General features: G+C 64.3%; 16 protein-coding genes and 1 pseudogene. 10 read left to right on the forward strand and 7 right to left on the reverse strand.

Annotation, left to right across the window (positions count from 1 at the left end; translation table 11 throughout):
• Window positions 1–91: 91 nt before the first annotated feature.
• The 3 genes from AC1Q5P_RS17485 to AC1Q5P_RS17495 form a co-directional block, all read right to left on the reverse strand.
• The gene (locus AC1Q5P_RS17485) at window positions 92–382 is read right to left on the reverse strand and encodes a hypothetical protein (RefSeq protein WP_039331719.1); all 291 of its coding nucleotides are present in this window, start codon (window positions 380–382) and stop codon (window positions 92–94) included.
• Window positions 383–528: 146 nt separating this feature from the next.
• Complete coding sequence (gene mtgA / locus AC1Q5P_RS17490) at window positions 529–1,251, reverse strand: monofunctional biosynthetic peptidoglycan transglycosylase (protein WP_052241967.1); 723 nt, start codon at window positions 1,249–1,251, stop codon at window positions 529–531.
• Between the two features lie 56 nt (window positions 1,252–1,307).
• On the reverse strand, window positions 1,308–1,976 hold the full coding sequence (locus AC1Q5P_RS17495) for a Crp/Fnr family transcriptional regulator (protein ID WP_052241965.1): 669 nt from the start codon (window positions 1,974–1,976) through the stop codon (window positions 1,308–1,310).
• 172 nt (window positions 1,977–2,148) lie between these two features.
• On the opposite strand from AC1Q5P_RS17495, the gene AC1Q5P_RS17500 reads away from it, so the two are divergent.
• From AC1Q5P_RS17500 to AC1Q5P_RS17520, 5 genes and pseudogenes are all read left to right on the forward strand, one after another.
• Complete coding sequence (locus tag AC1Q5P_RS17500) at window positions 2,149–2,586, forward strand: hypothetical protein (RefSeq protein WP_039331718.1); 438 nt, start codon at window positions 2,149–2,151, stop codon at window positions 2,584–2,586.
• Between the two features lie 115 nt (window positions 2,587–2,701).
• A pseudogene (locus tag AC1Q5P_RS17505) lies at window positions 2,702–2,986 on the forward strand (adenylate/guanylate cyclase domain-containing protein); the annotation flags it as partial.
• Window positions 2,987–3,062: 76 nt separating this feature from the next.
• On the forward strand, window positions 3,063–5,723 hold the full coding sequence (locus tag AC1Q5P_RS17510; protein WP_492519616.1) for an AAA family ATPase: 2,661 nt from the start codon (window positions 3,063–3,065) through the stop codon (window positions 5,721–5,723).
• Window positions 5,720–7,081, forward strand: coding sequence for a cytochrome P450 (locus AC1Q5P_RS17515; protein WP_492519617.1), 1,362 nt, complete (start codon window positions 5,720–5,722; stop codon window positions 7,079–7,081). Before AC1Q5P_RS17510 ends, AC1Q5P_RS17515 begins: the two co-directional genes overlap by 4 nt.
• An 18-nt stretch (window positions 7,082–7,099) precedes the next feature.
• Window positions 7,100–10,219 carry a Dyp-type peroxidase gene (locus tag AC1Q5P_RS17520; protein WP_492519618.1) on the forward strand — a complete coding sequence of 1,040 codons (3,120 nt, stop codon included), beginning with the start codon at window positions 7,100–7,102 and terminating at the stop codon, window positions 10,217–10,219.
• 164 nt (window positions 10,220–10,383) lie between these two features.
• Here AC1Q5P_RS17520 and rpoH read toward each other — a convergent pair whose 3' ends face one another.
• Entirely contained in the window at window positions 10,384–11,283 is a 900-nt protein-coding gene (gene rpoH, locus AC1Q5P_RS17525; protein ID WP_448995313.1) for an RNA polymerase sigma factor RpoH, read from the reverse strand.
• A 111-nt stretch (window positions 11,284–11,394) separates the two neighbouring features.
• Complete coding sequence (locus tag AC1Q5P_RS17530) at window positions 11,395–12,372, reverse strand: RluA family pseudouridine synthase (RefSeq protein ID WP_492519619.1); 978 nt, start codon at window positions 12,370–12,372, stop codon at window positions 11,395–11,397.
• Window positions 12,373–12,651: 279 nt separating this feature from the next.
• On the opposite strand from AC1Q5P_RS17530, the gene AC1Q5P_RS17535 reads away from it, so the two are divergent.
• Window positions 12,652–13,416, forward strand: a complete 765-nt coding sequence (locus AC1Q5P_RS17535; protein ID WP_492519620.1) for a hypothetical protein — start codon at window positions 12,652–12,654, stop codon at window positions 13,414–13,416.
• 782 nt (window positions 13,417–14,198) lie between these two features.
• Here AC1Q5P_RS17535 and clpB read toward each other — a convergent pair.
• Together clpB and AC1Q5P_RS17545 are read right to left on the reverse strand one after the other, a co-directional pair.
• Window positions 14,199–16,778, reverse strand: coding sequence for an ATP-dependent chaperone ClpB (gene clpB / locus AC1Q5P_RS17540; RefSeq protein ID WP_039331930.1), 2,580 nt, complete (start codon window positions 16,776–16,778; stop codon window positions 14,199–14,201).
• Window positions 16,779–17,001: 223 nt separating this feature from the next.
• Entirely contained in the window at window positions 17,002–18,621 is a 1,620-nt protein-coding gene (locus tag AC1Q5P_RS17545; protein WP_039331708.1) for a M28 family metallopeptidase, read from the reverse strand.
• Window positions 18,622–18,830: 209 nt separating this feature from the next.
• On the opposite strand from AC1Q5P_RS17545, the gene AC1Q5P_RS17550 reads away from it, so the two are divergent.
• From AC1Q5P_RS17550 to AC1Q5P_RS17565, 4 genes are all read left to right on the forward strand, one after another.
• Window positions 18,831–21,689, forward strand: a complete 2,859-nt coding sequence (locus AC1Q5P_RS17550) for a M16 family metallopeptidase (protein WP_492519626.1) — start codon at window positions 18,831–18,833, stop codon at window positions 21,687–21,689.
• 153 nt (window positions 21,690–21,842) lie between these two features.
• Entirely contained in the window at window positions 21,843–22,139 is a 297-nt protein-coding gene (locus AC1Q5P_RS17555; RefSeq protein ID WP_039331704.1) for a hypothetical protein, read from the forward strand.
• A 216-nt stretch (window positions 22,140–22,355) separates the two neighbouring features.
• Window positions 22,356–22,925 (forward strand): hypothetical protein, encoded by a 570-nt coding sequence (locus AC1Q5P_RS17560; protein ID WP_492476887.1) that lies wholly within the window; start codon window positions 22,356–22,358, stop codon window positions 22,923–22,925.
• A 47-nt stretch (window positions 22,926–22,972) separates the two neighbouring features.
• Complete coding sequence (locus AC1Q5P_RS17565; protein ID WP_492476888.1) at window positions 22,973–23,659, forward strand: hypothetical protein; 687 nt, start codon at window positions 22,973–22,975, stop codon at window positions 23,657–23,659.
• The last annotated feature ends 9 nt before the right edge of the window (window positions 23,660–23,668 follow it).

Raw genomic sequence — 23,668 nt, forward strand, 5'->3', positions numbered from 1 at the left:
GATAAGGGCGTTGCGCGGGGGGGCCACCAGAAGTCATACAGAAAAGCTAGGGATGCGCCCGCAGGAATTCCAGTCACTTACCTCTGCGACCTCACGCCTTCGGCTTCCACCAAGCGAAAGCCAAAATCATCAGGCCGCTGACAAACGCGCCGATCGCTATCCAGCCCGCCATAAAAGGCAGTTCAGGTCCGCAGAAGTCGATGCAATACGCCGCCGGACCTTTGGCTGGAGCATCGAGGCCAAAGAAATCGGCAAAAGACTCCCACCCGCCGGAAATTGCCGATCTCACATACGCATTTACGATCCACGCTTGAACCGCTCCCGTCAGAAGCGAGACAAGGAAAAGCAACAGCGCAGCGAGCAGTCGTCGATCACGCTGCATTATCTTCCTCCGGTCAGCGCTAACGTAGAAGTCCAAAATTTGTGATCGCAACGATTTACCCCAAACACGCCATTCAGCGCATCCGGCCGGTTCACCCAGACCCGACGTACGTCCATCCCCGCAACCGACTGCACCGCTAACAAACCTCAATTATAGACACACGCGTCCAGCGCCCCGTTCTTCACCACCCGGACCTGGCGGGCGATCGAATTGCCATGGCGGCGGGTGAAGCCGCCCGCGCCGTTGACTTCGCGCTCCTTGGGCAAAGGCAGCACGGCGGCGATGCGCGCGGCCTCCACTGGGCTCAGCTTGCGCGCGCTCTTCCCATAATACCGCTGGGCACCTGCCTCGACGCCATAAGTGCCGATCCCGGTCTCGGCGACGTTGAGGTAGACTTCCATGATCCGGCGCTTGCCCCAGATCGTCTCGATCAGCACGGTGTACCAGGCCTCCAGCCCCTTGCGGAAATAGCCGCCGCCCTGCCACAGGAACACGTTCTTGGCGGTCTGCTGGCTGATCGTCGAGCCGCCCCGGATGCGCCCGCCCTTCTGGTTGCGGCGGAAGGCCTCCATCATCGCTTCCTGATCGAAGCCGTTGTGCTGGCAGAACTTGCCGTCCTCGCCCGAAATCACCGCCGCCACCATGTCGCGGTCGATGTCGCCAAGCGGAGTCCAGTCCTTGGTGATGGAATGATCGTCCATCAGCATGGTCAGCGTGATCGGCACCGGCACGAACTTGTAGATCACCACCTGAACCACCGAGATGAACAGGAAGGCGGCAATCAGCCGGGCAAGAACCCAGCCAATGCGCCCGATGATTCCGGAGCGTCGGCCAGTCGTGGTGCGGGGGTTCTTCAGGTCCTCGAGCATGGCCCCAGCCTATCCGCGCCGCACCCGATCTGGCAACGTCTTCGCTGATGGGATCGTCAACTGCTCTGCGAATAACGATGCAGCCGGTCGGCAAGCCGCGCCACCGATGGCACGACGATGCGCCGCCCCTCGCGCATGACGAGGCCTTCCTTGATCAGCAGCGAGAATTCGCGCGTCACGGTTTCGCGGTTCGTGCCGATGCGGGCGGCAAGTTCGGCCTGCGTCGGAATGCGATTGATCGTGGCGGCACCGGCCTGATCCGGCTCGCCTGCCAGCCGCAGCAATTCGGCCTGCAGGCGCGGCCCGACGCCCATCGTCGAAAGCTCGTAGATGCGGTTGGTCAGATAGCGAACCTGGTGCGAGAGGTACCTTGCCAGCCACAGCGACAGGACCGGCTCCACGCCCAGCAGGCCGGCAAAGGTCGGCCCGGGAATGACCAGCAGCGTGCTGTTCTCTACCGCGACCACGTCGGCCGAGCGCGGCTCCCCGTCGATCGCGGCCAATTCCCCGAACATTTCCCGCGGACCGATGGCGCGGAGCACGGTTTCGCGGCCCTGCGCCGAGACGAGCGAGACACTGACGCTGCCTTCCAGAACGACGTAGACGTCGTTCGCAGGCAGTCCCACCGCGAGCAGGACCTGCCCCTTGCGCACGCGCATCTGCCGCCCGTGAAGAGCAAGAACTGCCTGGACATCATCCGGCACCTTTAGGATCGAACTGGACATTGATATCACCGTTCCCGCGGCATCTCACGGCCGAGGCTTAGTGAATGTGCGCCAAATCACAAGGGGCCGGTGCGCTGGCCAACGGACGCCTCACGCGGGCGGGCGGCATAGAGAGCGGCCCGACACTCCGACCGTTTCCGGCCTGATTGCCGGTCGCGAACCATCGAGGCCAATGCAGCGCTATCTCATCTGGAAATCCGGCCCCGGCCCCCTGCAGGTCGAATTCCGGCGCGTGGGCGAGGCAATCCTGCGCCCGTCGCTGCAGATCGTGACGCCAACCGGTTCAGCCCCCCTGCCTCGGCAGGACGATTGCGATGTCGCACGCTTCTCGCTTTCGGACGGGGATGTCGAGCGCGTGCTTGCGGCGCGGGGTGGACTGCGCCCGCCCTGCCTGATGCTGCAATGCGATGCCTTCCTGGGGCTGGCGTGCGACCAGCGGCGCTGGGGCTGGTCGATCCGCGTCTCGCGCGAGGGCGAGGCCCTGCCATGCTACGACCTTGACGGCACGCCGCTGCCGCTGCGCCGCGATGGCTTTACCCGGGCGCAACTGCAACGCATCCCCGAACGCTCGGGAATGGCGCGCAGCCATCAGATCATCGGCCTGTCATGATCGGCAGTGCGAAAGCACATGCCGAACGCCTCTGCCGATTCTCGTTGCGATTCAGTCAACAAACTGAATATCTGCCACTGTCAGTCGGTTCGGCGCGGGATTCGACCGGACTGTCATGGGGGCGAAAGACGACAGGGTGCGGGCCGAGGGACTCGATACTGCCACCGGACAACCGGTGCAGCCGATTGCCGGGGAAGCGAACGGGCGGGCGCCCTCGCTGTCCGGTGATGTCGAGGCCGTGCGCTTTGCGACCGTGCTCTTCGCCGATATCGTCGGCTCCACCCGGCTTATCTCCGTGCTCGATCCGGAAGACGCCCGCGATGTTCTCGACAGCACGATCACGCTCATCCGCAACGCCATCCACGATTTCGACGGCATGGTCGTGCGCGTGCAGGGCGATGGCGTGATGGCCGTGTTCGGCGTGCATCCGGCAGTGGAGGACCACCCCTTGCGCGCCGCGCTTGCCGCACGGGCCATTGTCGAGCGCATGCGCACCGGGCCATCGGGAATTCTCCCGGCACCGCGCGCGCGTCGGCCTCCATTCCGGGCCGATCCTGCTGCGCCGCCAGGACAACGATTTCGGCAGCATCCTCGATGTCGTGGGCCATGCCACGCACGTTGCCGGGCAGATCGAAAAGCTCTCGCCACCGGCAAGCGTGGCAATCTCGGCCACCACCGTTTCGCTTATTGCCGAATCGTGCCAGTTGCAGCCGCTCGGCACGATCACCAGCGAGATCGACCAGCGCGGCGAAGCGGTCTTCGAACTCACCGCCATCGACCTTGAAGGTGCCGATCGCATTCCCGTGAAGGGCAACGCCACAAGCCCCCTGATCGGCCGCGATGTCCAGCTCGACGCGGTCAAGGCGCTGGTTTCGGGCGAGCCTGGCGCCGCCTTGTGCATCGTTGGCGAAGCCGGCATGGGCAAGAGCCGCCTGCTTCTGGAAGGCGCGCGCCTTTCGGCCGGCTTTGGCGTCACGACGCTGGTGGTCCGGGGCAACGCCCTGCTTGCGCCGGTCCCGTTCGGCTGCCTTTCCGGCCCTGTCCGCCATCTGGTGGAACTGTTGCAGCCCCTGCTGGCTGACGTGGCATCCGCAGCAGCGCTGACCGCAGACCAGGCCGAATGCCTGCAGGGCCTCATCGACAACGGCCAGACGTGGCTTGCCCATCTCGCTCCGGGCGACCGCAACCGTATCGCTACCCAGACCATTCTCCGCCTGTTTCAGCTGGCCGTAGTCCACGTCCCGCTGCTGCTGCTGGTAGACGATGGCCAATATCTCGATCGCGAAACCCTCTCGGTGCTCACCGGCATCAGGGAGGGCCGCATCATGACGATGCTTCTGGCCGCGCGGCCGGAAGCGCGCACCAGCCTCGCCCAATGCTGCGATCAGGTGATCGACCTCGATCCGCTCGGCCCCCGCGCCGCGCGCAGCCTTGTCGCGATGATCAATCGCTTCGCTCCGCTTGACGAAGCCACCATCGAGCGGATTCTCGACCGTGCGCAAGGCCTGCCTCTCGCACTGCAGGAATTCGCGGTCAGCGCGCAGGGAGAGGACGGCACCGAGCCAGCCGAACTGTCGGCACGCATTCCGGCACGGCTCGATGCCCTGCTCGGCGCCCGGCTCGCGGCGCTTGACGACGATTCGACACGCCTGTGCCAGTTCTGCGCAGCGCTTGGCCCCATCTTCCCGGTGAGCCGCCTGCAGCAAGGCGCCGCACTCGTCTGCCGCAATCCTTCCAGCGCCATCGCGCGGCTGGTAGAAGCGCGGGTGGTGGAATTCGCCGTGGCCAACCAGGCGCGGTTCACCCACCAGCTGGTGCAGGAAGCGGCCTATCGCACCATGCCCCGGCGGCGGCGGACCGCGATGCATGCCAAGGCGCTCGAACTTCTCGCCACGCAGGCCTCGTCATCGCAGGAGGCCGAGGTCGCCAGCCATGCCGAACTTGCGACCCACGCCGAAAAGGCCGGCCTGCCGCAGCGCGCACTCGGGCATCTCTGGGATGCCTGCCAGCAGGCATTGAGCCTCGCGGCGATCGATTCGGTGCGCCAGCTTTACCTGCGCGCGCGCGATATGGCAGCACGCCTCGAACCCGCCGCTGCCGCATCGGAACGGGCGCGCTTCTCGCTGCTCGCCTTCGATACGCTGCAGCAGCTGTCGCAAGAGCAGATCACGCGCGAGGACATGGCGCTCCTGGCTGAAGGCACCGTCGACATGGGCCCGGGCATCCGCACCGTCGCACGGATCAACATGGCGCTGCTTGACTGGATCGATGGCGCTCCGCTTCAGGGCGAAGCCTGGCTCGCCCGCGCCGAGGCCGATCTCGATGCGCACGACAGCTTGCCACGCCGGACTTATGCCGATCTCGTCGCGGCCTATCTCGCCTTCTCGCAAGCCCGTCCGCGTGCTGCAATCGCGCGCATCGAACGTCTGGGAAACAGGCTGGACGATGGACAGCGCGGATCGACCTTCGGTGCAGTCGTGGTCATTCCCCACGTGCTCGCCCGCGCTTTCGGCGCGTGGTATCTCACCGATCTGGGGGATATCGCCAAGGCGCGTTCGTGGGTGGCCGAAGCGCTCAATCTTTCGCGCCGCTATGCGCACGCCTATTCGCAATTGCTCGCCGATCTCGCCCATGGCTACCTGCACTACCGCGAGGGCAGGTTCGAACGGGCACTTGGCATACTGCGCGGCGCCTACGCCGATTGCCTGCACCATCATTTCCTCGGCTTCGAACCGGCCAGTGCAAGCTGGCTTGCCCTGACGCTGATCGAACTGGGCCAGCTGCGCGAAGCCGAAGCCGTTCTGTCAGAGTCGGTCGCCCGGGGCCACTTCCGGCATGTCCGCACCTCTGCGACCTACTACCTGCACGAGGCCCGCGCCCGCCTTGCCCTGGCGCAGGGCAAGGTGGTGCAGGCCGCCGACCTTGCCGCCGAAGCGCTCGAACACTGCCGTTCGTGCGGAGAGGCGATGCACGAATTGCACGCACTGGTGCTGTGCCGCGAGGTTGAGGCGCAGACCGGGATGGCAGTGTGGGGCGCGCAGGATGTGCCGACGGCTGACCTCGTCCGCAGGATCGACGAACTAGGCCTCGCTTGCCTGCAACGCCGGCTCGTCGCCATCGAGGATCGCATCGCATGAACCAGCAGGCCGTGCTTGCCGCAGCGTCAGCCCGCCTGTTCCAGCCGGGCGCGCCAGCGCTGCTCCGCTGCGCCGAACTGGACAAGGGTGGCGTTCGGGTCTTTGCCGCCGCAAGGCACGACGTGGTCAGCGCAGTGTTGAGCGAGGAAGACACCTTCTCGCTGCAGCAGTACGATGACCTGCTCGAACAGGTCGTGCCCGGCACGCGCTATCTGGTGGGCGAGAACGACGGCAACCGGCAGGTGCGCCTTCGCCAGCTCCATGCCGCGCAAAGCTGGCTCAATGCCCGCATTCCGGGCGTGGACCCAAGCGTTCCGCCCAATCTGGACCCGGGCTTCCGCGGCTGGATCGCTGCCATGGCACGCAAGGAGGCGTCGGACATTCTCGACGTCCTGCAGCGACGTGCGCAGACCGGCGAGACCATCAATTTCGTCCGGGAATATGCCTTCCTGCTCTCCTACCGCGTGGCGCGGCGGGTTTTGGGCGTGCCTGCGCCGGAAAAGGTGCCGTGGCCGGTGCCGCTCCTGCTGTTTGCGCGGAACCTGGCGAGACCCGGCCCCGCTCTGCGCCGCAAGGACGAACTGGGCGACGCGCTGAGCGCCCTGTTCCTGCAAGTGCCGCTGTTCGGCCATGTCTTCGGGACCATCATCACCAGCACCGGCGCAGTTCCATGGCTCGCCGGAAAGACCGCCAGCGTCGGGCTCGCCGCCATCGACGATGCGCTCGACATGCCCGAAGTCGCGCCTGATATCAGCCTGCTCAGCGCACTTGTCGCGGTGCAGCCGCAATTCCCCGATGTTGCAGACTACCGCCTGCAGGCACGCAGCGTCCTGTTCGAACTGACCGGCGCGCTCGTGCTGATCGTCGGCAAGGTCCTTTCGGAAGTGGCCGCTTTCAGCGCTTCGGAGCGCGGGCGCGAAGCAGGCATTCCCTGGCCTGCGCTGGTGCAGCGGTTGTGCGATCCCGCGCTTGAGCCAAAAGCGCGCGACGCGACGATCGCCGAAATGCTGCGTCTGGCTGATACCAGCCAGCTCGTTCGCCGCGTCCGCCGCGATTGCACCTGGCGCGGGGAGCAACTGAAGGCTGGAGACCGCATCGTCGCTCTGGTCGGCGCTGCGGCGCACGACGATGCCGCCTTCCCGCAAGCGGACCGTTTCGCGCCCGATCCCGCCCGTCCCTACATCACCTCCGGCCCGCTGCAGGGTCCGCATGTCTGCTATGGCCGCGGCATCGCCTGGACGATCATTGCCGAGGCCATCGCCGCCACTGCAGGGCGGATCGAACCCGCCCCAAACGCCAGCCTTGGCACCTTCCTCGGCCTGCCGGACGATCTGAGCTTCACCGCCATCCGCCAGTAAACACAAAGGAACCAACCTTTGAGCGTCACTCAGGACTTCGTCACCGTTGCCATCCCCTTCGGAGACAAGTCCGAATGGTGCGACGTGGGCGACATCGAGCGCGAGATCGGCGAACTCGGCAATCCGGCGAACGAAGCCATGGCCAGCGCCCTGCGCCAGACCGGCGTGGTCCACTTCGCCAGCATCCATGCCATCCCGCCCGAAGCACCGGGAAAGCGGGCACATCTCGTCATCGAAGCCACGGTCGATGGCGACGCCGGACGCGCGCTTGACCTGATTGCCGAGCATGCCGGCCCCTTGCTGCTCCCGGTGCTCAAGCTGACCAGCGGCATCGGCGCGGTCGGCGAAGTCCTGCCGCTGCTGCGTCGCCATGCCTACGGTATCAACCCCGCCGTCTTCCGCGTGCCCTGGATTGACCGCCGCCTGACCGGCCTGCCTTTCGTCGGTCTGCCGGGCCTTGGCGTGCGCACCATCGACGAGAATCGCGCGATCGTTGCCAAGGCACGGTCAATCATCGCGCGCGAGCGTGCCCGCTCCTCGCTCCACGGCCCGCAAAGCCTGTTCCGCGTTGTCGCGACAGAGCTGAAAGACGATCTCGCCAGGCTGGACGACCGCAAGCCACCCAAGCTCGCCTTCTGCGAGCGCGCCGACGCGCCATGGCTCGATTTCGCCCGCTCGCGCTGGACGCTGGGCTGGATCGGCAAGGGGCTTGCCAATGCGCAAGGGCTGATCTGGCCCCTGCTGGCGATCGGCTATGGCCTTGCGCTCCTGCTCGGTTTGGCAGGAGGCGCAACCGGCATCGCCCTGTTCAAGGGCGCCATTTTCCCCGCCCTGGTCATCGCACTGATGATTGTAGCGGCTGTGGCGTGGCTGCTGCGCCGCGACGAACTCGCCAACACGCCAGTGGATCGCACACCCTCTGCCGCCGCGCTCGGCGACATGATGGCGCGCGAGAACGCGCCCGGCGTCATCCCCAACCACATGGTCAGCGTGACCACGCTGCGCCGCGCGTGGGTGCGCCGCTGGACCCTGCCGCTTGCCTTCACTGCCGTCGCCATCATGGCCAGGATCGGGGTGATGCGAAAAGGCTTCCTCGCCACCATCGGCACGATCCACGCCGCGCGCTGGGTCGTCCTGCCCGGCACCCGCCAGCTCGTGTTCTTCTCGAACTACGATGGCAGCTGGGAAAGCTACCTCGAAGACTTCATCACCAAGGCCTCCGAAGGCGTCACCGCCGTGTGGAGCAACGCGGAGGGCTTTCCCTCCACGCGCCTGCTCTTCTTCAAGGGCGCCGAGGATGGCGACCGCATGAAGCGCTATGCGCGCTGCTCGATGCGCCCCACCCCGTTCTGGTTCGCCGCACACCCCGATCTTTCGACCACCGCCATGCGCAAGCATGCGCTGATCGTCAGCGGGTTGCTCTGCAAGGACCGCCTCGAAGCCAACCCCTCCGACGCCGAAGCCTGGCTCGACCTGTTCGGCTCGATTCCCCGGCCCGATTACGGGTTGCAGTACGAGGAAATCCAGACGCTGATGTTCGGCGGGTTGAAGCGCCACCCGCACAGCCGCGTCGTCGCCCTGAACTTCGGCGAGCCGCGCCGTGAAGGCAGCGCCCATCCCTATGCCCACGTGCAGAAGTGGCTCGCAGGCCTGATTGCCGAGGATCTCGTCTCGTTCGGTGACAAGCCGCCGCAGGACTTCGTCTGCAACATCGCCTTCTCCGCCGCCGGCCTGCGCCTGCTCGGGCTGGACAAGGAACTGGCGCTCGAAGGTCCCGGCACGCAGCAGGGATTCCCGCCGGCCTTCTCGCTCGGCATGGCCCACGCCAGCCGCAAGCGCGCGCTGGGCGATCCCGAGCAGCTCGAATGGTGCGACGACGATACCCACGTCGTCCTGCTGCTCTACGCCAAGGACGAACTCGCTGCGCAGAAGTTCGCGCAGATCGTCAGCGATGCTGCTGCCATCGGCATTACCGAGAAAGCCTCGATCCGCACGGGCCTGAAAGCCTTTGATCTCGAACGCTTCAAGGAGGCATGGAGAACCAGTGACGACAGCGTTTCCAAGCCGGCCGAGGGCGCGGAATTCGTCCATGCCCAGTCTAGCAACGACGATCTCTCCGAAGAACCCTTCGGCTTCGTCGATGGCGTCTCGCAACCACTGGTGCGCGGCTTCCCCGGTCGCCACGGCGCGCCCGATCCGGTCCATGGCGTCGAACCCGGCGAGTTCATCCTCGGCTACACCGACAACCGCGGCTACTACCCGCCTTCCCCGCTGGTCGAGCGCCGCATGGACAGCCTGGGCATGTTGCCCGAAGTCCTCCTGCCCTCGCCCCCGCCCGACCAGCCGACACAGTACCCCGATTTCGCCGATCAGGGCGCCCGCGCGCGCGATTTCGGCCGCAACGGTAGCTATCTGGTGATCCGCCAGCTGGCGCAGGATGTCGAGGGTTTTCGCAAGCAGCTCGATGAAAAGGCGCACGAGATCTGCCGGCAGCCCGATGTCATCAACCCGCATAACGGCAACATCCACCGCACACGCGAATGGATCGCTGCCAAGATGCTCGGCCGTTGGCGTGATGGCTCGGCGCTGATCGACAATCCCTTCCACCCGGCAATGAAGAGCGGGGTGGACGCGATGCGGAAGAACGATTTCCTCTACAAGGACGCCGATCCGCAAGGGCTGCGCTGCCCCTTCGGCAGCCACGTCCGGCGCACCTTCCCGCGCGACAGCCTCGCCCCGACCGAGCCGGTGGAGCTGTCAGTCAGCAACCGCCACCGCCTGCTCCGCCGAGGCCGCCCCTATCTCGATCAGGACGGCGACACCGCCCGCGGCACGCTGTTCATGGCCTTCAACGCCGATCTCGAACGCCAGTTCGAATTCGTCCAGCAAACTTGGCTCGCCTCGCCCACCTTCCACGGCCTCGAATGCGAACCCGATCCCTTCGCCATGCACAAGGGCCCGACCGAAACCGCCGACCAGCGCTTCACCATCCTCGGCCGCAATGCCCCGCTCGAGCTGTGCCCCGTCCAGCGCTACGTCACCCTGCGCGGCGGCGGCTACTTCTTCCTCCCCGGCCGCCACGCCTTGTGGTTCCTTGCGGGCGCGGCGCTGGATACGGACCGGCTGCATATGTCGTGAGCCCCCCGGCCCCACCCTCCGCTCGTCCTGAGCCTGTCGAAGGACGCTGGGCCAATCAGCATGCTTCGAAAAAGCTCAGCACGAGCAGACAGGGGAACCAGAAGCACAAACAAAAACGGCCGGGCTTACCACCCGGCCGCTTCGTATGACTCATGCAACCCGCGTCAGGCCGGCAGCAGCTTGCGCTCCACCGCGATTCGCTGGATCGCCTTCTGCAGCTTCTCGAACGCGCGCACCTCGATCTGGCGGACGCGTTCGCGGCTGACGTTGTAGACTTGGCTAAGCTCTTCCAGCGTTTTCGGCTCATCGACCAGACGGCGATCCGTCAGGATGTGCCGCTCGCGCTCGTTCAGGCTGTCCATCGCCTCGACCAGCAGTTGGTGGCGATAGCTAGCCTCCTCGGCGTCGGCCACGGTCTCGTCCTGCAGCGGGCGGTCGTCGGTCAGCCAGTCCTGCCACGAGCCTTCACCGTCCTCGCGCATCGAGACGTTGAGCGAGGCATCGCCGCCCATCATCATGCGCCGGTTCATGTTGACCACTTCCTGCTCGGGCACGCCGAGGTCGGTCGCGATCTTGCGCACGTCGTCAGGATGCAGGTCAGAATCCTCGAACGCCTCGAGGTTCTTCTTCATCCGGCGAAGGTTGAAGAACAGCTTCTTCTGCGCCGCCGTGGTGCCCATCTTCACCAGGCTCCACGAGCGCAGGATGAACTCCTGCATCGAGGCCTTGATCCACCACATCGCATAAGTGGCGAGACGGAAGCCCCGGTCGGGCTCGAACTTCTTCACGCCCTGCATCAGGCCGATGTTGCCTTCGGAGATCAGCTCGCTGACCGGCAGGCCATAGCCGCGATAGCCCATGGCGATCTTCGCCACGAGACGCAGGTGGCTCGTCACCAGCTGGGCGGCAGCTTCGGGATCCTGATGTTCCTGAAAACGCTTGGCGAGCATGTATTCCTGCTCAGCCGTAAGCACGGGGAACTTGCGGATTTCCGAGAGATAGCGGTTGAGGCTGGCTTCCCCGCCAAGGGCAGGTACTGACACAGCGTTTCTTTCCTCACTCACCTGAACACGTCCTTTCTTCGCGTCGGTTCCCAGTTGACGGCCCCCTGATGGGCGACCGGCGGCGGGACCACTCAAACGGAGCCTCCTCGCGGACGACTCCAAAGTCCTTCATTACAACATCGCCAGTACCTTTGCATCATGCCCTTCAGCGCAGAGTTCGACGATGAGTTCCCGCATATCGACGGGCGTCGGGCTGGCGAAATGATGGGTCGCACCGGTAACGGGGTGAATGAACCCCAGTTCCGCGGCATGCAGCGCCTGGCGATGAAACCCGAGCCGCTGGAGCAGCGGCCGAAGCTTTGAAGGTGTGCGTCCATAGACAGGATCACCCAATAGCGCATGGCCGATTGACGCAAGGTGAACGCGCACCTGGTGGGTTCTCCCGGTCTCGAGCCGACACTCCACCAGCGCCGCCCCTTCGAGCGCCGCCAGCGTCTTGTAATGCGTCACCGCATGCTTGCCCCTGCCATCCTCGACCAGCGCCATCTTCTTGCGATCGTGGCTCGACCGCGCAATCGCCCCGCGCACCGTGCCCGATGGCGGCACCGGCAGCCCTGCCGTCACGCATTTATAGGCGCGCACGATCGAATGGTCGGCAAACTGCTTGGCCAGTCCCTCGTGCGCCACGTCGGTCTTGGCGACGACCAGCAGCCCCGAGGTATCCTTGTCGATCCGATGCACGATCCCCGGTCGCGCCACCCCGCCGATGCCGGACAATTGCCCCGCGCAGTGGTGCAGCAGCGCATTGACCAGCGTCCCGTCGAGATTCCCGGCCGCGGGATGCACCACCAGGCCCGCCGGCTTGTCGACCACGATCAGCGCATCGTCCTCATAGACGACGCTGAGAGGAATATCCTGCGCAATGGCCTCGGCAGGCGCCGCCTCAGGCACGCGGATCTCGAAGGCAGTGCCCTCGGCCACCTTCACCGAAGCCTGCGAAGCGACCTTCCCGGAAAGAGTCACTCGCCCTTCGGCCAACAAAGCCTTCACCCGCTCCCGCGACAAGCCCGAGGCATCGGCCAAAGCCTTGTCCAGCCGCTGCCCGCCAGCCGCGACAGTCCCGGAAATGATCGTATCTGCGGCCCCCATCTGCCGGGATATGGGGTGGGTGAAGGTGGGGTGCAAGGCGGTGTAATGGACTGTGCAGTGGGCTTCTCGCATTTGCGCATTCATTTTAGAGTTTCGCAAAGACCCTGCAATGCCCAAAGATCAGACTAATTGTAACGTGCCGATGACAAGATAAACTACACAAAACTTGCGCTCACCCAAGACGCCTCTCAGCCAAAATTTTTGACAAAGACCCTGTCCTTGAAGCAAGAGATCCAATAAGATTGATCTTGTACGTTTCATGTTTCAGAGGTAACCAACTTGCTGACCCGCATCATACGCATTGTGCCCGATTCTACCCAGAAATCATGGTCTGATCACGCAGTGAAAAGCTTGTCTCAACTTCCTGTGGTTGAGACTGCAAAACGCTTTGGTTTTTCACCAAAGGCACCTGCGTGGATGAAATCCGCCGGAATGGCGATATCAACAGCCGCAGATACTATTTCGAAGAATATTTCTGCGAAATCGGGTTCAGTTGAAGTCGAAGATTTAAAGTCAAAGTTCGTTAGAGATTTTGTCGATATCGATGGAGACATTCTACAAACCGGCGTTGTATATGCGCAACACCCACGCTTGCCCGAGGTATATATTCGATCAGATCAAATGCATGCATACATATTAAATGAACAGAGATCCCATATTATTAGATACTTCCGATCTGCAGTAGCTCTGAGAGAAATAAGCATAGAAATTATTTCGCAAAAATCAGGAAATTATTATGCTGCCGGGGGCTGGGAAATCGGAGGTTCAGGTGAGAAAAAATTGTCGGAAGAGCAGCGGCGGTGGTTTTCTGCGAGCTATAAAAATCCAAAGAAAGAGAGTTTTGATGAGGATAAAACTCTCCATTGGATGCCATATTTTGATGAGATAGTCGCTGCGACAAAAGGTGTGGATGGGGGGCGTATAGAAACCATCACGACCTTAGACATGTCATTCGGCGTTACTGCTGAGGCAGCTAAAGTTGCCAATATAAATGCAAACTGGCTTTCACACCAAAGCTTTGTCATCCGTGCTGAGTACGAGTAAGTCAGATGCGGTGACCCTTGACAAAACGAACCATATAGGTTATACGCCCCGCCCACAGGTCAGGAGAGGGCACAAGGCCAACTCGCTCCTCTCCCTTCGGAAGCCCATGCTGTGTGCGGAAAGCTTCCGGCGCGATCGGTGCGGCAGGTGCGCAGCGGGTTCAATGCGGGGCGTAAAGCCCAGACCCACCGGGCAAGACTTGCCGTTACCCAAGGACAGACAGGACAACCCAGGGCTGATAGCACGGCGCCGAACCCTGAGCGACGCTGCGGATGCGGAACCCGCCATGATTGCGTGACAATGTCGGCGCAAACGACAGGTTCTTTTCACGCAGCCGCTTGCCAGAAGCCAAGGCAGTACGCGAGCCGCTGCCAAAGCTTCGTCCTTTCGCATGTGTCCGCCCTCAGGCTGAGCCGACAAGGGGCCCGGAACCGCCCCCCGGCCACTCGCAACCGGTCCCGCGCCCCATCCTTTGCGTGCCACAACGGCACCGCACCGGTCGCGCGATCTGCAAGCTTCCCACCGGCGTTACGGTCCGCATTCGCCAGCGGATGATCTGCCCTGTCGCGCGTCACCCCTCATCCTGAGCTTGTCGAAGGATGCCCACCCCGATCCCCTCCAGTTTACGGGAGGGGGGATGAAAGGGCAGCGCCTGACTCCTGCCCTCCCGCAGGCGGGAGGGCCGCGAGACTTCCTGAACGCAGTGAAGCTAGTCGCAGCGGGGTGGGCAAATCAGTGCCGCGCCAACGAAAAAGGGGCCACCGCAGCAGCCCCTTCCCCGATCACTCCACGATGAACGTCAGCGCCCCGTCGCCCTCGTCGATCCGCACGGTCGAGCCGTCCGGCACCTCGCCGCCCAAGAGCTTCTCGGCCAGCGGGTCCTGCAGATAGCGCTGCACCGCCCGCTTCAGCGGACGCGCGCCATAGACCGGATCGTAGCCGACGCGGCCCAACCAGCGCTTGGCCGCATCGGTCAGGTCGAGCACGATCTTGCGGTCCTTGAGCAGGCTCGCCACCCGGCCGACCTGGATGTCGACGATCGGCGCCATGTGTTCCTGGCCCAGCCGGTGGAACAGGATGATCTCGTCCAGCCGGTTGAGGAACTCGGGCCGGAAGTGCCCGCGCACGATATCCATGACCTGCGGTTCGACCGAGGCGACGTCCTGCCCCTCTTCCAGATTGGCGAGGTACTGGCTGCCGAGGTTGCTGGTCAGGATGATCAGCGTGTTGGTGAAATCCACCACGCGGCCCTGCCCGTCGGTCAGGCGGCCATCATCAAGCACCTGCAGGAGCACGTTGAACACGTCGCCGTGCGCCTTCTCGACCTCGTCGAACAGCACGACCTGATAGGGCCGCCTGCGCACAGCTTCGGTCAGAACGCCGCCCTCGTCATAGCCGACATAGCCCGGAGGCGCGCCGATCAGGCGGCTGACGGAGTGCTTCTCCATGAACTCGCTCATGTCGATGCGCACCATCGCGCTGTCGTCGTCGAACAGGAAGCCGGCCAGCGCCTTGGTCAGCTCGGTCTTGCCCACGCCCGTGGGGCCGAGGAACAGGAAGCTGCCCAGCGGACGGTTCGGGTCCTGCAATCCGGCCCGCGCGCGGCGCACGGCCTTGGACACGGCCAGCACCGCGTCCTTCTGCCCGATCACGCGCTTGCCCAGCACCTCTTCCATCTTGAGCAGCTTCTCGCGCTCGCCTTCCATCATGCGGTCGACGGGCACGCCGGTCCACTTGCTGACGACGGCGGCGATGTCCTCGGCGGTCACCTCCTCGCGCAGCATGGCATTGGCGCTCACGCCCTGTGCTTCGGCCAGCTGCCGCTCAAGCTCGGGAATGCGGCCATAGGCAAGCTCCCCGGCCTTCGCCAGGTCGCCATTGCGCTGCGCCACTTCCAGCTCGCTGCGCGCGGCATCGAGCGCTTCCTTGACCTTGCCCTCGGCGGCGATCTTGTCGCGCTCGTTCTGCCAGCGCGTGGTCAGCTCGGCCGATTGCTGCTCAAGGTTCGCCAGTTCCTCGCGCAAGGTCGCCAGCCGGTCCTTCGACGCGGCGTCGGTTTCCTTGGCCAGCGCCATCTCCTCGATCTTCATCTGGATGATGCGGCGGTCGAGCTTCTCGATCTCCTCGGGCTTGCTTTCCACTTCCATGCGGATGCGGCTCGCCGCCTCGTCCATCAGGTCGATGGCCTTGTCGGGCAGGAAGCGGTCCGAGATGTAGCGGTTGGACAGCGTCGCCGCCGCCACGATCGCATTGTCGGCAATGCGCACGCCGTGGTGCAGCTCGTACTTGTCCTTGATGCCGCGCAGGATCGAGATCGTGTCCTCCACGGTCGGCTCGCCCACGAAGACCGGCTGGAACCGCCGCTGCAACGCGGGGTCCTTCTCGACGTACTTCTGGTACTCGTCGAGCGTCGTCGCGCCGATGCAGTGCAGTTCGCCGCGGGCGAGCGCAGGCTTGAGCAGGTTGCCAGCGTCCATCGCGCCTTCCGATTTGCCCGCCCCGATCAGGGTGTGCATCTCGTCGATGAACAGGATGATCTGCCCTTCGGCGCCCTTGACCTCGTCCAGCACGGCCTTCAAGCGCTCCTCGAACTCGCCGCGATACTTCGCCCCCGCAATCAGGCTGCCCATGTCGAGCGCCATCAGCGTGCGGTCACGCAGCGAATCCGGCACGTCGCCATTGGCGATGCGCAGCGCGAGGCCTTCGGCAATCGCGGTCTTGCCCACGCCCGGTTCGCCGATCAGCGCCGGGTTGTTCTTGGTGCGGCGGGCGAGGATCTGCACGGTGCGGCGAATCTCCTCGTCGCGGCCGATCACCGGGTCGAGCTTGCCCTCGCGCGCGGCCTCGGTCAGGTCGCGGGCATACTTCTTCATCGCGTCATAGGCGTTTTCGGCGCTGGCGCTGTCCGCCGTGCGCCCGCCACGAAGCTGCGTGATCGCCGCTTCGAGCGCCTGCGGCGTGACATTGGCAGCCTTGAGCGCCTGCCCCGCCGAGGTCGTGGTGGCGAGCGTCAGCGCGACGAGCATGCGCTCGACGGTGACGAAGCTGTCGTTGGATTTCGCGGCAATCTGCTCGGCGGCATCGAGCACGCGCACGGCATCGTTGTCGAGCCCCGGCGTCTGCTGCGCACCGGAACCCGACACCGCCGGAATCTTCGCCAGCGCCTTGTCGACTTCGGTCTGCGCCAATGCGGCATTGCCGCCCGCGCGCTGGATCAGCCCGCTGGCCATGCCCTCGCTGTCTTCCAGCAGGGCCTTGAGGATATGGTCCGGCGTGATCCGCTGATGGTTCATGCGGATCGCAACGGTCTGCGCGGCTTGCAGGAAGCCCTTGGCGCGGTCGGTGAATTTCTCGAGGTTCATGGTGTTGAACATCCTCCTGTTGCGCAGAACATGGTGTGGCTTTTACGCAACACAAGGGTCGCGCCGACGAAAAAGCTACACCGTTCGACAGGGGTAGTTCCTTGATCGGGAGCAAGGACAGGAACCTGCTCCCCCACGCAGGCCGGGGCCTCGGTCGGTTTACGCGAACCTTCGTTAACACCGCCGAGGTTCCCGCCTGCGCGGGGACGCCAAAGGTTCCGGCCTACTTCACCGGATCGGCCGCCTTCGCAGCCCTGGGCGCGAATTCCTTGCCGAAGAAGCTGCCTGCGTACCACTTCGGCCGCTCGGCCCCGTTGGCGAGCCCCATCACGGTGTAGTAGTTGACCTTGGCAAACAGCGCACCGGCATCCCAATTGAACGGCAGCTTCAGATCGTCGCTGGGTTGATGGTAGTGATCCTTCAGGAAGCTGCGGAAGGCCTTTTCGCCCGGCCCTTCGAAGCCGGTCATCATGAACACCGCGGGCACGCCCTGCTGCACGAAGCGGTAATGGTCCGAGCGGGTGAACAGCCCCTCCTCGGGCATCGGATCGGGCGAGAGCTTGATCCCCGCCTTTGTCGCCGCTTCGGCCACGACCTTGCCCATCGTCGAATTTTCGGCACCGAAGGCCACGACATCACTGAACATGTAGGTCAGCACCGGCATGTCGAAGTTGACGAGGCCTGTAACCTCACCCTTCACGACCGGGTTGCGCGCCAGATAGTCCGAGCCGATCAGACCGCCTTCCTCCCCGGTCAGCGCCGCGAACATCACCGAACGGCGGGGCTTCTCCTTCGCCACGGCACGCGCCACCTCGATCATCGTCGCCACGCCCGAGGCATTGTCCATGGCGCCGTTGTGCAGCGTGTCCTCGCCTTTCCCATGCACGCCGATGTGATCGAGATGCGCGGTCATGGCGATGAACTCGTCCGCAACCCGCGGGTCGCTTCCCGGCAACATGGCAACCACGTTCTCGCTGACCACGTCCTTCCACGTCTGCGCATAGGACAGGCTGGCGCGAGCTTTCATGGCAAAGCCCTTGGGCTTGCCGCCGGTCCTGTTGGCCTCTGCAAGAATCTTCGCCAGCGGCTTGCCCGATGCGGCGAACAACGGCGCGGCAGCATCGGGGTTGAGCGTCGCCCCGCCCTTGATACCCGGCGTGCGGCTGAAGGCCCTGCCATCAGCGCCGACCCAGCCCTTGGCCGGACCATCAGAGATCGCCACGCGCTTGTCCCACGGGCGGCGGGCGGTATCCTCGATCGTCGGCACGCTGATCACGCCGATCGCGCCGCGCTTCATCGCCATCATCGCCTTGTCGGAATTGAGGTGCGCGCCAAGCTCGCTCGGCGTGCCCTTGGGAAAGCCGGTGAGCACGACGACGATCTTGCCCTTTACGTCGAGGCCCTTGTAGTCGTTGAATCCAAGGTCCGGGCGGTCGAAACCGAAGCCTGCAAACACAAGCGGCGCTTCGAATGACACCTTGGCGTCGGTCAGGCTGGGCCGCACCAGCAGTTGCGCCGTATCGGACAGCACAGTCTCCTTGCCGCCATAAGTCAGCGCGAGCTTCGGCGCGCCATCCAGCCGCGCCTCGCGCACCGTCAGCTTCTGGAAGAACGAGCCATCGGCGGCGGCAGGCTTGAGCCCCAGCGCAATGAACTGCGAGGCAACGTAACTGGCGGCGATGTCGTAACCGCGGCTGCCGGTATCGCGCCCTTCCAGCAGATCGTCGGCCAGGAAGGTCACGTGCGCACGCACGGCCTGCGCATCGAACACCGGCTCCTCGGCCAAGGCAGGAACTGCTGCGCCAGACAGCAACAGCGCAGAAACAAGCAGCTTGACGTTCATCGGTCTCTCTTTGTCGTTTGTCGAAACGGATCGCGTGGCACCTGTCCATTGGGCACGCGCCACTTGCGCGCGCGAGCATGGGCACTAGAAAGTTTCCAATCAAACCAAATCTGGGAGCTGTGGCTAAGCCGACATTCAGGCTGGACCTGCTCTTCGACCTCGCACAACCCCCGCAGCGCGCCTGTCCGCTGCCACTTCACGGGACACTCATGCAGCACAAACTTTCCGCCAGCCTGCTTGCCCTTGCCGCATCGACCGCGCTTGCATCACCTGCCCTTGCGCAGGAAGCAAAGCCTGCCCCGCTCTCCGACCTCGTTGCCAAGGTCCAGATTCCGTACGAAAGCTTCAAGCTCGACAACGGCCTGACCGTGCTGGTCAACACCGACCGCAAGGCTCCCGTGGTCGCGGTCTCGGTGTGGTACGGCGTTGGCTCGAAGAACGAGCCCAAGGGCAAGACCGGCTTTGCCCACCTGTTCGAACACCTGATGTTCAATGGCACCGAGAACGTGCCGGGTGATTTCTTCACGCCGCTGCAGCAGGTCGGCGCCACCGACGTCAATGGAACCACCTGGTTCGATCGCACCAACTACTTCGAGACCGTGCCCACCGCCGCGCTCGACATGGTGCTGATGATGGAATCGGACCGCATGGGCCACCTGCTCGGCGCGGTGACGCAGAAGGTGCTCGATAACCAGCGCGCCGTCGTCCAGAACGAAAAGCGTCAGGGTGACAACAATCCCTACGGCATCGTCGAGTACGAACAGCTCGAAAATCTCTACCCCTCGGGCCACCCCTACCATCACTCGACGATCGGCTCGATGGCCGACCTCGATTCAGCCAGCCTCGAGGACGTGAAGGGCTGGTTCACCGACCATTACGGGCCCAACAACGCGATCCTCGTCCTTTCGGGCGACATCGACGCGGCTACCGCAAAGGCCAAGGTCACCAAGTGGTTCGGGAACATCAAGCCGGGCCCGCAGGTCAAGCCGGTCAGCGCCCCGGTGCCGACGCTTCCCGCCACCGTCGCCAAGACGATCAAGGATCAGGTTGCCACCACGCGCATCTACCGCATGTGGGCCGTGCCCGGTCTCGACAACCCCGACTATCTGCCGCTCGATCTTGCCGCCTCGGTGCTGGGCGGCCTCGCCTCTTCGCGCCTCGACGACGCGCTGGTGCGTGAACAGAAGGTCGCCGTTGCGGTTTCGGCCGATGCCGAAGTGTTCGCGCAGGCCGCGCAGTTCGTGATCAAGGCCGATGTCACGCCGGGGCAGGACCCGGCCAAGGTCGCCGCCGCGCTCGATGCCGAAATCGCGAAGTTCATCAAGGATGGCCCGACGCAGGACGAACTGCTGCGCGCCGCAACCTCTGCCACCGCCAACGAGATCCGCGGGCTGGAGCGCACCGGCGGCTTCAACGGCAAGGCGCCGACACTGGCCGAGGGCCTGCTCTACAACGGCACCCCCGAGCATTACCGGCAGGAGCTTGATCGCACCGCCAAGATGACGCCCGCCGAGGTCAAGGCCGCGCTGGGCAAGTGGCTGACCCGCCCCGCCTTCGCGCTGACGGTGGAGCCGGGCGAGCGCACCGAAGGCGGCGAAGCGCGTGGCGGCTTTTACACCAACGGCGCAACCGGCATGCGCCCCGCCTACTTCCGCGATCCGGACATGCCGGCCAAGGGCGTGCCTGCCCCGGCAGTCGCGGGCGCGGACCGTTCGAAGCTGCCCGCCGTCGGCCAGCTTGCGCCGCTCGACTTCCCGGCGATCCAGCGCGCGACGCTCAAGAACGGCATTCCGGTCTATTTCGCCAAGCGTTCCGAAGTGCCGACCGTCTCGGTCCGCGTCAGCTTCGATGCCGGCTATGCCGCCGATCCGAAGTCGGCGCTCGGCACCGAATCGCTTCTGCTCAGCCTGATGGATGAAGGCACGCAGAAGCTCTCGGGCTCGGAATTCGCGCGTGAGCGTGAACGCCTCGGCGCCAACATCTCGCTCTCGGCAACCAGCGACCTGACCTCGTTCCAGGTCGATGCGCTCTCGCCCAACCTCGGTGCATCGCTCGGCCTGCTTGCCGACGTGGTACGCCGTCCGGCGCTGGCTCCGGCGGACCTCGAGCGCGTGCGCACCCAGCAGCTCACGGCCATCTCGGCCGAGATGAAGAGCCCGCAGGCGCTCGCCGCCCGAGTGCTCGTGCCAACGCTCTACGGCAGCCACCCCTATGCCTTCCCGTCGAGCGGCCTGGGCGATGCCGAAGTGGTCAAGAAGCTGACGCGCGAAGACCTGCTGGCCTTCCACGCCCGCTGGTTCCGCCCGGATACCGCGCGCATCTTCGTGGTGGGAGACACCACGCTCGATGCGGTGGTCAAGATGCTGGATGACAGCTTCGGCAACTGGCCTTCGAACCGCATGGCCCGCCCGGTGAAGGACTTCTCCGCCGCGGTCCCGGCCCAGAAGTCGCGCGTGATCCTCGTCGACCGCCCCGGCTCGCCGCAGTCGTTCATCATGGCCGGCAAGGTGATCGACGCCAAGGGCACCGATGACACCGTCGCGCTGAACACCGCCAACGACATCCTGGGCGGCAACTTCCTCGGCCGCATCAACATGAACCTGCGCGAAGCCAAGGGCTGGACCTATGGCGCCTACAACGGCGTCAGCGAACCGCTCGACAAGGTCCGTTTCCAGGTCATCGCCCCGGTCCAGACTGACCGCACCGGCGATTCCCTGGTCGAGATCAAGCGCGAGATCGACGAGTACGGCAGCACCAAGGGCGTGACCGCAGAGGAGCTGGACTGGTCGACCAAGGGCAGCGCCCGCGAACTGCCCGGCATGTTCGAGACCAGCGCCGCAGTGCTTGATGGCCTTGCCAAGATCGTCAACTACCAGCGCCCGGATGACTTCTACGAGACGCTTTCCGCGCGCTACGGCAAGATGACCGCCGCCGAGGTGGACAAGGCCTTCCGCTCGAAGATCAACTCGGACGGCATGGTCTGGGTCGTGGTCGGCGACGCCGCCAAGGTGAAGCCGCAGCTCGACAAGTTCGGCCTGCCGGTGGAGGAAATGGCCGCGCCGAAGTAAGCTTTCGCATCTCGAATCGGATTGGGGGGCGTGCGGCCAGCGCGCCCCTTTTTTCGTGCCGCCAACTGGGGCAACGCTTCGTCACGAGGCTGCCTTGCTATTGACACGTTTGTAGATAGACTTCGCTCAGCACACCATAATGGGAGAGCATCAATGTCCGTTGCCGGCACCTACAATTGCGTGACCCACACCCCGATGGGCGACCAGACCAGCACCTTCACCGTCAACGTCGATGGCGACAGCTTCACCGGCACCAACGCCGGCCAGATGGGCTCGATGGAAGTCGAGAACGGCAAGGTCGATGGCAACACGCTGACCTGGCAAATGAAGATGACCGTGCCGATGCCGATGACGCTGGATTGCACCGCAACGATCGAGGGCGACACCCTGACCGGCAAGGTCACGGCAGGCATGTTCGGGACATTCCCGATGGAGGGGACGCGGGGGTGAATCCCAGTAGTTCAGCAAGTCCGAGCCTGTAACGCGTTCGATTTATCCTTTCAGACGGATTCGTAATTGTGGAACCGCCCGCCCTGTGCAAGTAAGCGCGCAGGGTGGGGGTGTTCAGGTACTATGCATCTGTTTGCAAGCTTCGTGACAGGCGTTGCCGCGCTGGCCGCGCAAGGATTGGATGGCCAATCTGCATCGGCAACCAGCTCAGCACGAATGTCGACAGAGGCGCAATCGGGTCAATCTGCCCAACAGCCAGCCGCCACAACGCTCGAGTTGCCAGTCGGCACGGCTGTTTCCGTCGCGATTGCCAGCGAACTATCGTCCAAGACCAGCAAGACCGGTGACCGCTTCGATGTGATCGTGGTCGAAGATGTCTCCATGGCTGGAACGGTCGTGATCCCGAAGGGAACTGTGGGTCACGGCGAGATACTCTATACGGGTGACAAAGGCAGCTTTGGCAAGGCGGGCTTCATCTACATCACCCTGCGCGATCTCGTCGTCGGCAGTCGCACGATCATGCTTGACGGACGCTTCCGCCAGGAAGGCAAGAATCGCAACGGATCGACCGCAGCAACCTATTTCACGGTCGGCATCCTCGCGGGTCTCATCAAGGGCGACTCCGGCACCATCCCGAAGGATCTTGTCCTCAAGGGCAAGACCGGCGAGGCGATAAGCTTCATTCCAGCACCCGCAGTATCAGCGCCGCCGCGCGAGCCGAACAAGCCAGAGTCGCCTCTGCCTGCCAGCAGCATGCCTGCCGCGTCCGCCACCCCTATGTCCTGAAATCCTGAAATCCTTGCAAGACGAGAGGAAGAAACTTCATGCCCAAGATGAAATCCAGTTTCGCTGCTGCGGTGGCAGCAATTTCGTGCGCATTGTCCGGCACCGCCCTGGCACAGGAAGCCAGCACGTCGGCAGCGCCGGCGACGACGGAGGCTGCAGCGCCTGCCGCTCCCGCTTGTGAACTCCACGTCTTCCCGACCATCGAAGGTCAGGCGCAGACGACCGGCTGGCTCTCCGGCTTTGGCATCATTGGCGCGGTGGCCGATGCATCCGCGAACAAGAACCGCAACGTCGGCGATGCCGCGTATCTCAAGGAAGCGCTGGGGCCAGCGATGCAGGTCGATGCGCTCAAGGCGCTCGACCTTGCCGCCGCACTGAAGTTGCCGGCGTCGCAGGTGATCTTCGAAACGCCGATCGCCGATCGCAACGTGACAACCAAGGCGGGCAACCGGCTCTCGGCCTCCACCGCGCCGTGTTACGCCGAGCTGATCGTCACGCAGAACCTATACACCAAGCGCGCAATCTACGGACGTGCGCTCAACAACCGGTTCATCGTCAAGGACTTCCGGACCGGAAAGACCAAGACCGACCTGCAAAAGGGACGCGGCGGCAATGGCCTGAGCCTGTTCCCGCCGAAGACCACCGAAGAGGCAGAAGGCGCAGAGAAGGAACTGCGTGACGTGTTCACCAAGAACTTCCTCGAGTTTGCTGGCACCCTGAAGGCGACCAAGTAAGGAAACTGC

The sequence above is a fragment of the Novosphingobium sp. GW835-FHT14H07 genome (assembly GCF_058793515.1).

Bases quoted from the DNA above. Each gene is read 5' to 3' on its own strand.
- AC1Q5P_RS17485 (WP_039331719.1), bottom strand. From the start codon at position 382: ATGCAGCGTGATCGACGACTGCTCGCTGCGCTGTTGCTTTTCCTTGTC.
- mtgA (WP_052241967.1), bottom strand. From the start codon at position 1,251: ATGCTCGAGGACCTGAAGAACCCCCGCACCACGACTGGCCGACGCTCC.
- AC1Q5P_RS17495 (WP_052241965.1), bottom strand. From the start codon at position 1,976: ATGTCCAGTTCGATCCTAAAGGTGCCGGATGATGTCCAGGCAGTTCTT.
- AC1Q5P_RS17500 (WP_039331718.1), top strand. From the start codon at position 2,149: ATGCAGCGCTATCTCATCTGGAAATCCGGCCCCGGCCCCCTGCAGGTC.
- AC1Q5P_RS17515 (WP_492519617.1), top strand. From the start codon at position 5,720: ATGAACCAGCAGGCCGTGCTTGCCGCAGCGTCAGCCCGCCTGTTCCAG.
- AC1Q5P_RS17530 (WP_492519619.1), bottom strand. From the start codon at position 12,372: ATGGGGGCCGCAGATACGATCATTTCCGGGACTGTCGCGGCTGGCGGG.
- clpB (WP_039331930.1), bottom strand. From the start codon at position 16,778: ATGAACCTCGAGAAATTCACCGACCGCGCCAAGGGCTTCCTGCAAGCC.
- AC1Q5P_RS17545 (WP_039331708.1), bottom strand. From the start codon at position 18,621: ATGAACGTCAAGCTGCTTGTTTCTGCGCTGTTGCTGTCTGGCGCAGCA.
- AC1Q5P_RS17550 (WP_492519626.1), top strand. From the start codon at position 18,831: ATGCAGCACAAACTTTCCGCCAGCCTGCTTGCCCTTGCCGCATCGACC.
- AC1Q5P_RS17555 (WP_039331704.1), top strand. From the start codon at position 21,843: ATGTCCGTTGCCGGCACCTACAATTGCGTGACCCACACCCCGATGGGC.
- AC1Q5P_RS17560 (WP_492476887.1), top strand. From the start codon at position 22,356: ATGTCGACAGAGGCGCAATCGGGTCAATCTGCCCAACAGCCAGCCGCC.
- AC1Q5P_RS17565 (WP_492476888.1), top strand. From the start codon at position 22,973: ATGAAATCCAGTTTCGCTGCTGCGGTGGCAGCAATTTCGTGCGCATTG.